Source organism: Desulfovibrio sp. ZJ369, from assembly GCF_011039085.1.
In the GTDB taxonomy this organism is placed as follows: domain Bacteria; phylum Desulfobacterota; class Desulfovibrionia; order Desulfovibrionales; family Desulfovibrionaceae; genus Desulfovibrio.
Map to the genome: position 1 here is coordinate 1 of NZ_JAAKEI010000021.1, position 13,288 is coordinate 13,288.

Here is a 13,288-nt window from a genome sequence, read left to right on the forward strand (position 1 = left end):
TGCCCACGAGACACCGTGGATGACAGGCGAAAAACTCTGATACCTTCCCCCGCGAGAGAGTCTTACTGAACACTTTCGCTCCACGCTCATTCATGCCGTACACATGAAAGGAGTTCTTTGCCAAATCGATACTGATGATTGTCGCTGTGCTCATGGTGGCCTCCTGCTTCTGGGGTTGTGATACCCCACGTTTACCGAGTTTCAGCGGGCTGGGCCATCCCATCATTTCGTCTATGCGCTACGCGTATAGCCTCACGGCTGGCGAGGGGCAAAGCCCCTTCGAACCCCAAAAGGCAAAAAGGCAGGAAAGGCAGTGAGAGACACTGAACCGATGTGCATAGCCTGTTGACGTGAGGTGTATCCTTTCGATCAAAGGAAAGAAGACACACCCCCCCACAGATGTAAAGACTTGGCAGATTCGCAGGCATGCAATCCTATCAGGGACTGGCACAGAAAGCTGTCAAGGGAAAAACACCCTTCTTGTGCCTCTCATAGGGGTTTCGTTGGACTCCCTTGGACAAAGGCAACCTCCCTGATTTTCATACTCCTGAAAAAGCCGTGATACGCTTTTCGAATCGGCTCTCCGGCAGAAGCTGCCCAGTAGCCGCCTTATGGATGAATGCCGGATTGAAGACATGCCGAGCAGGCTATCATTTCAACTTCAGGAGAAAAACGTATGGCATCTCGTTGTACGGTGGAAACATCCCCATGTGTACCGCCAAGGGCAAAGCATCGGCGCACCTGCATGCTGGTGACAGGCATACCAGCGAGATTCGACAATTTTGTATCCTCAGTTTATCTGCCCTTCGCACGGCAGTACAAGAAAAGCTGGGATGTGGACGAACGAATTGCCCGACAACATGTATCACCCACATTTGGAGATCACAGGCTCGATGACATGGAGCGTGCCGATGTGGAGATATGGTTTCAGGGACTCTCTGCCAAAGGCCTTGCTCCGACCACATGCAACCGTATTCTGGCGGTACTCAAAAGGATCTGTTCCCTGGCTCTGGAGTACAATGCATTCAGCTCTGGGCAGTCTCCCTGCTCCAGGGTCTCTACCATGAAAGTCAGTACCGTGCGTGAGCGTTATCTCACTGAAGAGCAGATACAGTTGCTTCTGGATGAGCTTGACCGATCGGAACGACAGGAAGCCAGAGTTGTCAAACTGCTTTTGCTGACTGGGGCTCGGAAGAGCGAGATACTGAATGCCCAGTGGGTGAATGTGAGCTTTGAACAACGGCTGCTGACCGTACCTGATTCAAAGTCGGGCAAACCATGTCATATCCCCTTGTCGGATGATGCGCTGGCCGTCTTTGGCGGTATTGAACGAAAGGCAGGCTGTCCCTGGGTATTTCCGGGACGAAATCCGGAAAAGCCCTTATCCGATATCTATCACTTCTGGAACAGGCTGCGCATCAAGCTGGGGCTGAACAGTGTGCGAATCCATGATCTGCGGCATACCTTTGCCAGCCTCCTGGTCAATGACGGGCATTCTCTCTACGAAGTACAGAAGCTGCTGGGTCACAGCGATCCACGCACAACCATGCGGTATGCCCACCTTGGTCAGGCTTCATTACTGGCAGCTGCCCAGACAGTAAGTGCGCGTCTTCATGCAGGACGGAACAAGAAAGCTGCAAGAGGTTGCAGATCATCCCTGAGCCACTCTATCGGCAAGCGTGCAAGGCCAAGTGTCACAGCAGTCGTGTAGGCAATGACCTGACCAAACCAAAAAACGAAAAGGAGGGATTGGCTCACCTGTACGGCAATGGACTTGACTGGCCTTCCTAGGCCGTCTTCAGACTCAAATAACAAAATTCATCGACAGACCAACTGTCGATGAATCTTTGAAACTCAATACCTGCAGGTGCGCTTTTTGGCAAGAGTCGTTTAAAGGTAGAGGAATTTTTTTCTTCCTTCATATGTGATATTATTAATTATTTCATATAGATATATCCAAATATTTCCCTTTGAAAGCCATATTCATCGACAGTTGGTCTGTCGGTAACGAACGGAAGGCTTTCCCATGAGTCCTCCAGCTCGGCCCAGAAACCGGCAAGTTCTTTTCGTTCGTCCATAATCGAATTACTCGGGGGGTATCCATGAGCTTTCTGGATTCATTTTCATCTGCCCTTCCCAAAGAAATAACTCTTGAATATTTGAAACAATTTGTGCCTGTTGAATGGTGGGATGAAAAACCCGAATGGGCAGCGGTATCGGCTTTATGTCGCTGTGGTAAATTTGATGTGCAGGACTACCTGAAGCGATACCCTGACGTTGAGCAGACAGATATTGATCCTGTATTGCATTTTGTTCGACATGGCATAAAGGGAAATAGATATTTTAATTGTATGCAGGATACTGATTGTGGAGGATACAAGGTAAATCTTGCGTACAAGGCTTTCAAGAATGGTGAATATGAAAAAGCATTGAAATTATATGAAGAGCTTGGAAAAAAAATTGGAGTTGAAAATTTTAAACAAAATATAGATATATGTAATAAGAATATAAAAAAACAATCATATAGCAATTGCAATAAAAATACTATTAAAGTATCAAATGTAAGTCATGAAATAGATGATCTCAAGAAGCAAAATACTGTTCTGAAGGAACATATTAAGATATTACAAAATGATCTCGAAAAATACTATTCAGGAGAGAAAAAAAATGCACAGTAAATTTAATTCATGCGAACCATATATCAAAAGAGATAATGATGGAAAATTTATCATATTTAGCGGCCTACCTGAATTTGGATACGAGCTTATATCAGTAATCCCATTTGCTCATTATTTACATGAAAAAAAATTATTAAAAAAAACAATATCCTCCATTGATACTAAGTCATTATATTTTTTTTCAAAATGTCATGAAGAAATAAAAGGATCAAGATCTTATGATAATGTATTAAGTATGAAAAATAAAAATTTTCCAAATATAGACATACATAAAAATCAATTAGACTGGGCTTACTTTTCACCTCCTAAATATAAAGAATATTACAAAAATAAATTGTTTAATTTTAATAAGGAAATTCTGATAATTTCAAACAGAATATGTAATGAGTGGAATGGACAGCCTTTAAACTATATAGATTCTAAACTACTAAACAAAATATTCAACTTATTAAAAAATGAATATCAAATAATTTATATATCAACATCACATTTTCCAAAAAGTTATGAAGATCACATTCCTTTTTCAGATTGTAATTTTGAAAATGATATTAATTATGATGGAGTAATAAAGTTCTCAGATTTACTAAAAAAATATAAAAATTTCACAATAAATGAACTACAATGCTTATTATATAGTGGGTGTAATAAATTTATATCATCAAATGGAGGATTAGGGATATTATCATCATACTTTGGAGGTGAAAATATAATATATACAAAAAAATGTCATGAACTACATCCCGATGTAAATTCTTTTTATAGCTGGTATAGTAGATTTTCATCATCAGTTATTACAGTTTGTAGTGATGATGATGAATTATTAAAAAAAATAAAAATAAAATTTATCGAAAAAAAACCATTATTTAATATTTTGATAAGAACAAATAATCGACCAAATTATTTTCATGATTGTATTAAATCAGTATTGGATCAGAGTTATTCAAATATAAATATAATTGTAGGGTATGATGACAATAAGTCACTTGAGTATATTCAGAAGTTTCCATGTGTTAAAATTCCATTAAAAAAATGGAGTGGAGAAAAGCCAGTAAAACCTAGTAGCGATGAATACGGCATATGGTTTCCATATAATATATATTTCAATGATCTTTTAAAATTTGTGTATCATGGATATATAATATATTTGGATGATGATGACAAATTATTTTCTTCTGACTCATTAGAGTATATATATAAATTAGTAAAAAATAATTGTGATTCCATTTTTTGGAGAGTTAAATTTCCAACACGAATAGTTCCATCAGATATAAACTTTGAAAAAAAAATTCCAATTGTAAAAGATATTTCAACTATAGGATTTTCACATTCTTCGAAGATAAAAGTAAATTGGGAGCCATGGAAGCGTGGAGATTTTAGGGTAGCTAAATATATTTGGAAAGAATCAAAAAAAACTATATGGGCAAATGCAATTCTTTCCACTATTCAAAGAAATATAGAAAATGGTTATGGATCAAGAGACGATAAAGAAAACATAGAAACTAATTATAGACCTAAAATTAATATTATAATCTCAGCTTATCAAGCTGAAGATACAATAGAAACATGCATACGATCTATTATTAATCAAAAAAAATTTAGAAATTATATCAGAAATGTATATATAGGCGTAGATGGATGTAATAAAACTATTGAGAAATGTAAAAAATTACAAAAAAAAGTATCTAGCAATGTTAAATTTTACTATGTTAAAAATAATGTTGGGCCATATTTAATTAGAAATAGTTTAGTCAAATTAATACCAAGGCGTGACGATTTGATATTATTTTTTGACGCAGATGACATAATGCCTCAATATTTTATAGATTGCTATTACAGAAGATTTATTTTAGAGTACAAAAAGCACAAACAAACAATAATTCGTTCAAACTGTATTAATGTAAAAAAAGATGAATTAATAAAATATAGTTATAATGACTATATTTTAGAAAAAATAGAATATGAAGGGTGTAGATCGTATTGGGGAGATATTTTACTTATGATATCAAGACATACAACATTAATGCAAAGGTATAATAAAAAATACAATACATTTAGAGACTCAATAATAAATACAAAATGTCAAATATTATTGTCTGTTGAAGAATTTTATCGCATCGGTGGTTTTAATGAGTATAAGATAGCTCAAGATGCTGATTTATTAAGTAGAGCTGAATTATTAAATAGTAATATTATCACTGACAACGAATTAGATTTTTTTATACGGATTGTTTTACCAAATTCTTTAGAACACTCTATTGAAACATGTATGAATAGTGACTATAGAAAAACAATAAAAGAAAAAAATAAGTCCTTAATAAAAAATGGTATACTAAAGTCGCCATTTAAAACAGTTTATCTAAAAATTATATTATAAATAACCATTCAAAACATAAATTTATTTGAAAAGGAAAGAAAAAATGACCTATGCAGAAAAAAGAAAGAGTCTTAGTTATTATAAATTTATTAACAATTTTTTATCTATATTAAGCGTTAATGCAAACTCAATTTTAGATGTCGGAAGCAATGGAATTGATAATATTTCACACTTGTTGTGCAAAGAAAAAAGTTCTTTAGATATAAAAAATCCATTAGTTGCATATGGAGTAAAATCAATTAAAGAAGATTTTTTTATTTATAAAGAACAAAAAAAATTTGATATTGTTACATGTTTCCAGGTACTGGAACATATTGATGATGTAAAAAAATTTGCACAGAAACTATTAAAATTAGGTAAAATAATAGTTGTGACAGTGCCATATAAATGGAAAAAAGGTATTTGCAAAAGTCATATACATGACCCTGTTGATATAGATAAATTATTATCTTGGTTCAATTGTGAACCAATTTATATAAATATAATATCTAATAGATTATTTTGCGTATTTATAGAAGATTTATCAAAAAAATTGTTTAAAATAAATGGTGGCAATTTTAGAGATTTTTTTAATATATATGATATTGATGCACAAAAACAAAACAAAATAAACATTGAACACAAAATAAAACATATTGCAATTAAAGAATATTTTAAACAAAAACTAGTAAATGATCCACGCTTAATTAAATATAAAAATTATACTGAAGCTGATATGATAAACAAAGCTATACCATATAATGAAAATACATTAAATATTTTAACAGATGCACTTACATTATATCCATTTTCCATCGATAAATATGGACATCCTTTATTTTTGAAAGAATTAGTTAGATTCTTGTTAAAAGAAAATGAGTATGATAAAGCATTGAATATTTTAAGAAGTGATATTCCATCTGTAAATATTATGGATACACAGTGGGCAAAAATACTATTTGAAAGAGAAAATTATCATTTTCCAAATATTTTATAGGATGATTGTATTTTGTAGCGTAGATCTGATAAACGGCAGTCTCAAACATTTTTTAGATATTTGGAGCCTAGGTTACGCCTCGGCAATATTTTCAGATGCTCCCCGGTACATACAATCTCATTATATATAAATTTTAATAATTACAAATCGGTTAAACCACCGGCTCTTGTGGTAGTATCTGATTTATATTTTGTCTCCCTTTAGGATGTAGCTTCACAGCATCTCCTATAATTTTCATTCTGTCTACGCTCCCATTCAGAATATGGCTGGCTGAAATATATCTTTATTCCAATCAATTTCAAGTCTGACAGTTTGTTGAATTCATTATCTTGAGGATAATAAAAATGAATACATTACCATCACCAAAGTTACAAAAAATCTAATTCTATGTTTTCCATGTGATGCTTCCATTGGCATCACAGTCTCTTGGACCAGTACGCTCCCTCTCTTGGTAACAGTACACTCGGCATCACCTATAACTACTACTGGGGCGATCCCATTCTATCAAAACGCAGGACTTGGCGCAAAAGGCACTAGAACGCATAGACGCGGCCATTGTGCAAAAAGACAAAGTACGCGCTTACCTTGACGCATTACATAACCGGTTTAAAAACAGCATAACCAACCTTTCTGTTCAGGCCGAAACCCTGCAAGCCCTTGAATATCGTATTCCTGATATGGATGTTGCCACAGAAATGACCGAATTTATTCGCAACCAAATTCGCACCCAATCGGCGACGGCCATGCTTGCCCAGGCCAATTCCCTGCCGGAAATGCTGGTCGGGCTTATCAGCAGATAGCTCCCTTTACACCCGACAGAAAGTAGCAGAGGGCGGGGCGTGTCTGCCCCCCCCTCCATCAAGGCTGTTCCTTTTGCATCAGATACGCCGTTGGTGCAGGGGTATGGCATTGCCCCAAACGCGCTACCTGTCGTCCCAGAGTACAACGACTGCTGTCTTTTCTCTTCGTGCCTTTCTGCCTTTCAGCGTGTGAGAAGCAACGCGCCGAACACGCCGGGAGTCCAGAGGCGCGAGCCTTTGGCAAGATCGTGGCTGGCGGCAGCCAGCTACCATCTTGTAAATTTCAACTGCCTACGCCGCTGAAAGCTCCTGTTTTTGCCCCTTTGCGGAATCTGGCCTCGGTCTGTGCTGAAAATGGGAAGCGGAGCATCCGGCCAGAGTTTTAGGCTTTCGGTATTTGTGAGGGCCGACAGAAAAGCTGGTGGTGGTAAACTGCTGAACCATCCCCTGCGCGCATGGGCAGTCTGAAAGTCAGGGAAGTGAAAAGGTCAGCAAGCCCACGCGGAAACACTGGAGCTGCTGGCCGGAGGGATACCCGAAGTAGCTTTGGTTTGTGGTATGAAGGCAAGGGCTTTGTGCTGTGGGCAAATGCCTTTCTGCCTTTTGACTTTCTCTGATATGTTCGTGTTCGGAAGCCCCGTCGGAGACGTTCGCGTCCATCAGCCGCGACACTGAAAAGCCGAAACCAAGGCGGTACGGTCAAGGCCGGCGAAGCCGCCCGAAAGGGCTTGGCCTTGACCGTACCGCCGGTTTCGGCACTGTGGCGGGCGTGATGGACGAGAGGGAAGGCGGATGGCAGAGACAGCAGCTTTCAGTGAACTTGTGGATAGCAGTCTGACCATAGTCCTAACAAGTCCCACTTCAAGCATTGACAGCCAATGCTCTGTATCTTGTCGCATACCGTGTTTTACCTTCTTTTGTTGTTCTGGGACATCCACAATCAATGGGGTACTGGGATGGGGATAAAATTTTGTGACAGATAAAAAATATCAATAATATCAATATATTGCTTGAAATAATCTAACAGGAGATGATTTCTCTGGCCGAAGAGTCCATCCAGAGCAGGATGCCGGTCACGCACTGGATTCTGTCATGGCAGGAAAACGAACAGCCCACCCGCGAACAGATGGACGAGGCGGTCAGTCTTTTTCTTCGGGGAATGGGGCTTGCCGAACACCAGACAATTTACGCCCTGCACAAGAACACGGGGAATTATCACCTGCACATCGTTGTGAACCGAACGCATCCATATACTGAAAAGGTAATTCAGCCGCACCGGGGTTTTGATATTGAGGCTGCACACAAGATTGTTGCCGAGATCGAACACAAACAGGGCTGGGCACCGCAGATAAATGCCCGCTATCGCGTCAATGAACAGGGATATGTGATCAGGAATCTCCTGCGGCGGGAACAGGTAAAACCCAAGTCCAAGGCCGAGGACTTTGAAAACGCCACAGGAGAAAAGTCCGCACAGCGGATAGCGCAGGAAAAAGGCCGCGCCGTCATCCAGAAAGCCACATGCTGGGAAGAGCTTCACGCCGGACTGGACGCCGTGGGGCTGCGTTTCGCCCGCAAGGGTTCGGGCGCGGTGATTTTTGTGGGGGATATGGCAGTCAAGGCGTCCAGCGTGGACAGAAATTTCAGTCTGTCCACGCTGTGCAAATGGCTCGGAGCGTTCGAGCCAGGCTACTACTCCCAGCGGACATTCAAAAAGCCCGCCCCGGAGCCGGTCAGTCATGTCTGCCGGGAGGAATGGCAGGAGTATCAGAAGAAGCGGCAGAGACTGGCCGAGGAAAGGCTCCTCGCTGAAAAGAGGAAGGAGGAAAAATGGGAAGATCTGGGACAGCGGCAGCGGGAGCGCCGGGAGGCGGTCACAGCCCGTCTTGCCCGGCACGGGCTTTCCGTACTGAACATTGTCCGGCATTTTCTGAAAGAACAGGAGCTGACGGAAAAAGCGGCGTTACGGGACAGATCCTTTCAGCCGGAACAAGCGGAGCGGCTCAGGCGGTTCAAGCACTGGCTCGGCGAGCGCAGCCCCTACCTTGGCAATCTCTGGCGTTTCCGCAGACGGATTACACCCGGCGTGGAAGTCAGGAAACGCGAGTTCCCCAAGGTCGGCACACTCGCCTTCCCGTATGCCGCTTACCGGAATATGGTCAAACAACGGTTCCCTGAAAAGATGGATGAATCACGGCTGGACGCGGCCATCGTCCTGTACATGCGCTGTGCCGGATACACAATGCAGGAGGTTGCCAACGAATTATATAGACATGTATAGACCCGCCCTTGTTGTCAAGACATTTCTGAACACAGGGTATGACTTTTAGAGTGAAATTTCTTTCACAACCATGTAAAATAAAACGAATTTTTTTAAGAAAAATCATCTCAAAAGTGAAACCCTCGTGGGGGGAGGATCTATCCCATCACACCCCCGCCCCCACGGCCAAAACCGTGATGAACGAATTATAGACTACGAACTTTTGATTTAAACATATTTAACCCTGTCAAAGGAACTTTTGATTACCTGCTTTCTTCTTCTCAAGAAAGAAATCGCTTTTCGTAGCTTTTTACCCAGGCTTTTCAAATCACTACAACATACATTTTTTAACAATACGCATTTAAGATATTGCCATACTCCTTCATCTGGATTAAGTTCCGGTGAATATGCTGGAAGTGCCTCTACTTGAATACGTCCCTCATTTTCTTCTGATAAAAATTTCTTTACTTCTTTACTTTTATGTATTGAACATCCATCCCAAACAACTAAAATTTTATTTTTTACATGACAAAGCAAATGACGTAGAAAATCAACAACGTTTACTCCGTTAAATGATTTGTCCTGAATTTGTATATACAATCTTCCATCACAGGTTATTGCGCTCATTACATAAAGATTCGCTCGGCTCAATGGATTGCGTAATATTGGCGTCATAGATTTTGGCGTATATGTTTTTCCAACAAATGGCAAGAGGTAGAATCCCGATTCATCAGCAAACAGTATTGTTCTATTTTCAGCTTTTTTTTATTTCTGGCCAGAGTTGTTCACACCATTTTTTGACTTCTTCGTCTTTACACTGACTGGCACGCGTTGCTGGTTTTTGTGGCGTCCAACCCCACTTTTAAGAAGCTTTTCCACACTCCTGAGACAGTATTTGATACCAAATTTAACCTCGATCAAGTCCCGAACACGAGGACCAGTCCATACATTACCCGTATATCCAAAATTTTCAGCCCCTTCAGTAAGCATTTCCAACAGCTTATCAATCTGTTCTTGAGAAAGCCTGCAAGGTTTTCTGGATATTCGTTTGCAATAGTGACTCTATTCCCTGTTCATGGTAGCGTTTTAGCCATTGACTGACAGCCCCACGAGTAACTCCCAGGACTTCGGAAATTCTGATGGCTTTCCTGCCATCCTCATGAAGCTCGACCGCACGCAACCGCTTGAATTCGCTTAAATTTTTTCTGGCACTGCTATTCTTTTTCATGAAAGGGCTATAGCACAAAATGTAGAGAATTTTTATACCTAACATGCGCAGTCTATAGGAGATCGCCATGGCTCGGAACGCCAATCTTCCCCATGACCGGGCCAAAGGGCCGCGGCTCAATGTGCAGACAGCGGCCACCCGCCTGGGCTGCACCGATTCCTGGGCGTACAAGCTGGTGGCGTCCGGCAGGCTGGTGGCCTTCCGTATCGGCAACCGCAAGGGCCTGCAGGTGACGGTGAGCAGTATTGAGGCCTACCTGGCCAGCCGTAAGGTTGACCCAGAAGAGAAGACTTGCCCAAATTAACCAAAATGGTTATTTTGTCTTCATGGAAAAGAGCAAACCTTCCTGCCCCTCGCGCAAGTGAAGGCTCTCGTGGAAGCCGGGAAGCTCAGGTACACCACGTCCGCGTTGCTGGCGGCCGATGCCCTTGGCTTTGACCGCCAGGGCATCAAACTGGAAATCCTGCGGCTGGAAAGGGCGGAATTTTACAAGAGCATGACTACTATCGGGATTCCACAATCTGGCAGGACGTGTACCGCCATGACTCCACAGTGGGCATGCTGTATAGTAAGCTGACTGTGCTGGATGACGTGCTGGTTGTCTCTTTCAAGGAGCTGTGAAGATGAAATGCCCTGTTTGCGGCGGTTCCAGTCTGCGCCGGGACTGCGACAGAAAGATTTCCTATACCTATAAGGGCCAGGAGACTGTGCTGAACGTGCATGGCGACTGGTGCCCTGATTGCGACGAAATGATTTTTTCCGACGAAGAGGCAGCGGCCATGGAAAAGCAGATGGCCGATTTTAAGCGATTGGTCAACAGCCAGGCAGTAGACCCCGAGTTCATCCAATCCGTCCGTAAAAAGCTCGGCCTGAATCAGAAGCAGGCCGGAGAGCTGTTCGGTGGCGGGGTGAACGCATTCAGTCGCTATGAGCGAGGTAAGATGAACCCGCCACAGTCTCTGGTGGTGTTGCTGCAACTGCTGAACCACAAACCGGAGCTGCTGGACGATGTTGTCCGGTGCGCCAAAAGCAGACCGGCAGACAATAGGACGCTCCGCCGCCGAGGCAGCTCTTCCCAGAGTTTATGATAACATAGCAAAATTATTGCATTTAATATTTAGATGCGTCAGCCCCGGGCCATGCGGGCAGAAGCGTTGACATTGCCGCAGAAGCAGGACTACTGTAATCTATCAATATCAGGAATCCTGCCGCAGGGTGGGTATTGACTTTTTCCCATGAGGATCATGCCGTGGGAGAGCTGCGAAGTTTGGGGCGCACACCTATCAGCGAAGGGTATCCCGCAGGAAGCGATCCGCGAGAAAATCCCCATTATGAAGCTCTTCAGGCGGAAATGGCCAAGCTCAGCTCCCTTCAGGGAGCCGGAGCCGTGCGCTGGGAAGAGGTGGCTCACAATGCCGCCGCGGTTCTCTCCACGCAGGCCAAAGACATTTCCGCCTCGGTCTGGCTGTGCGCGGCCCTGGCCGAGCTCAAAGGCATTGCGGGGCTGGCCGACGGTACCCGCATTCTGGCCGATGTGGTCACGCTCTGGTGGGACTCCTGCTTTCCTCCTCTCAAACGTCTGCGCGCCCGCAGCAATATGCTGCAATGGTGGCGGGACAGAACCAAAGACTTCATAAGCAGAGAGAGCGCGAGCGAGCCTGAGGCGAGCCGGGATCTGCTGGACGCCCTGAGCGAGCTGGACGCGGCGCTGGCTGAAAAGTTGCCGGACATGCCGCCCTTGCGCGATCTGCTGGATGCCGTCCGCAGCCTGCCCGGCTGCCAAAAATCCGTTGCGCCGCCCGATATGCGGCCTGACGATCTCCCTGATGACGCTCATCCGGCGTCTTCCTCCGCAGCCCTTGCGGCCACAACCGCGGCCCCCCTGTCTTCCGTACCGCTTCCCTCCGATCCGCACGAAGCCCGCCAGTGCTTTCTCGCCGCGGCGGACGCTTTTTGCGTTTCCAGTTTCGCGCAAGGCTGCGCGCAGGATGCGGCTGCCTGGCGCGCGCTCTATCTCGCCTTGTGGGGCGGTCTGCACAGCGTGCCGCCGTCTGAAAACGGCCTGACCCGCATTGCCCCGCCCTCAAGCGAGGCCCTGCAAAGCTGTACGGCTCTTATTGCCGCCGGCAAGGCGGAAGATGCGGCCCTCGCGGCCGTGCGCTTTCTGCCGCAAAGTCCCTTTTGCCTGGATGCGCAGCGCATCCTGGATGTGGCCCTCACCGAATGCGGCCCGCCCTGGGTCACGGCGCGCGTTCTCCTGCGGCAAGAGGTCAGGGCCTTTCTGAACCGCCTGCCCGGCGTGGAAGAACTGCGCTTCAATGACGGCACGCCCTTTGCCGATCCGGCCACCGCCCTGTGGCTGGGCAGCATCCTTGCCGAGGGCGAAACCGCTGCGGCCGTGGATGCGCCGCCGCAGGAAAGCCCCATCCAGGAAGCCCTGCGCGAAGCCGAAAGATTGGCCGCTCAGACCCAAACAGCGCAAGCTCTCGAACTGCTGCACGCGGCCCGCCGCTCCACGGGAGCGGCCGGGGCTGAATGTGCCGAAACCTTTCCGCTTTTGCTTAAGGAAGCGGAGATTCTCATGCGGCGGCAGCACTGGGCCGCAGCCACGGCCGTGGCCCAGTGCATTGAAGAAACAATCGCGCGCCATAATTTGCCCGTCTGGGACGCGCAAAGCGCCCTGGACGGCCTGGCCGTTGCGCACGCGGCCTGGTCCGGTCTGGGCGGGGAAGAGGCGCAACGCCGCGCCAGATCGCTGCTGGTGAAGATCGCCCGCCTGCGTCCCGCCCAGGCTCTGGCCCTGACCGGCGGCTGAGCGGCGCGCGAGCCGGAGCAGATTGCCTTTGCAACGCCATACGTTTCAAAGCGATCATCCCGGCAAAAAACGCGGTTTTTGCCGGAATCCGCGCCGCGTCGCGGCGCACCGCAGAATGTGCGGCCCTAGAGCCTTGCAACGGTGAAAGGCTCTGACCCGA

9 protein-coding genes and 3 pseudogenes are annotated in these 13,288 nt (G+C 44.7%); 10 read left to right on the forward strand and 2 right to left on the reverse strand.

What is annotated here, in order from left to right; all coding sequences use genetic code 11:
- The first annotated feature begins 1,063 nt into the window (after positions 1–1,063).
- From G7Y51_RS08265 to G7Y51_RS08290, 6 genes and pseudogenes are all read left to right on the forward strand, one after another.
- Complete coding sequence (locus G7Y51_RS08265) at positions 1,064–1,711, forward strand: site-specific integrase (RefSeq protein WP_241160179.1); 648 nt, start codon at positions 1,064–1,066, stop codon at positions 1,709–1,711.
- Between the two features lie 391 nt (positions 1,712–2,102).
- A complete protein-coding gene (locus G7Y51_RS08270; RefSeq protein WP_165176404.1) occupies positions 2,103–2,678 on the forward strand; it encodes a hypothetical protein in 576 nt (191 codons plus the stop codon).
- Positions 2,668–5,052, forward strand: coding sequence for a glycosyltransferase family A protein (locus G7Y51_RS08275; RefSeq protein WP_165176406.1), 2,385 nt, complete (start codon positions 2,668–2,670; stop codon positions 5,050–5,052). The genes G7Y51_RS08270 and G7Y51_RS08275 overlap by 11 nt, the downstream gene beginning before the upstream one ends.
- A gap of 43 nt (positions 5,053–5,095) precedes the next feature.
- Positions 5,096–6,028 (forward strand): hypothetical protein, encoded by a 933-nt coding sequence (locus tag G7Y51_RS08280; protein WP_165176408.1) that lies wholly within the window; start codon positions 5,096–5,098, stop codon positions 6,026–6,028.
- A 500-nt stretch (positions 6,029–6,528) separates the two neighbouring features.
- Positions 6,529–6,828, forward strand: a pseudogene (locus G7Y51_RS08285) (flagellin); the annotation flags it as partial.
- A gap of 1,030 nt (positions 6,829–7,858) precedes the next feature.
- Entirely contained in the window at positions 7,859–9,106 is a 1,248-nt protein-coding gene (locus tag G7Y51_RS08290; protein ID WP_165176410.1) for a relaxase/mobilization nuclease domain-containing protein, read from the forward strand.
- Between the two features lie 207 nt (positions 9,107–9,313).
- On the opposite strand, the pseudogene G7Y51_RS08295 reads toward G7Y51_RS08290, so the two are convergent.
- Positions 9,314–9,832: pseudogene (locus G7Y51_RS08295) on the reverse strand (IS630 family transposase); the annotation flags it as partial.
- A gap of 256 nt (positions 9,833–10,088) precedes the next feature.
- A complete protein-coding gene (locus tag G7Y51_RS08305) occupies positions 10,089–10,382 on the reverse strand; it encodes a helix-turn-helix domain-containing protein (RefSeq protein ID WP_206214285.1) in 294 nt (97 codons plus the stop codon).
- On the opposite strand from G7Y51_RS08305, the gene G7Y51_RS08310 reads away from it, so the two are divergent.
- The 4 genes and pseudogenes from G7Y51_RS08310 (at position 10,381) to tssA (ending at position 13,128) form a co-directional block, all read left to right on the forward strand.
- Positions 10,381–10,617, forward strand: coding sequence for a helix-turn-helix domain-containing protein (locus G7Y51_RS08310; protein WP_165176416.1), 237 nt, complete (start codon positions 10,381–10,383; stop codon positions 10,615–10,617). The two genes, G7Y51_RS08305 and G7Y51_RS08310, sit on opposite strands and share 2 nt — an antisense overlap.
- Before the next feature lie 69 nt (positions 10,618–10,686).
- Positions 10,687–10,934: pseudogene (locus G7Y51_RS08315) on the forward strand (type II toxin-antitoxin system MqsR family toxin).
- Positions 10,935–10,936: 2 nt separating this feature from the next.
- Positions 10,937–11,401, forward strand: a complete 465-nt coding sequence (locus tag G7Y51_RS08320) for a type II TA system antitoxin MqsA family protein (protein ID WP_165176418.1) — start codon at positions 10,937–10,939, stop codon at positions 11,399–11,401.
- 179 nt (positions 11,402–11,580) lie between these two features.
- Positions 11,581–13,128 carry a type VI secretion system protein TssA gene (gene tssA, locus G7Y51_RS08325; protein ID WP_165176420.1) on the forward strand — a complete coding sequence of 516 codons (1,548 nt, stop codon included), beginning with the start codon at positions 11,581–11,583 and terminating at the stop codon, positions 13,126–13,128.
- Positions 13,129–13,288 lie beyond the last annotated feature (160 nt).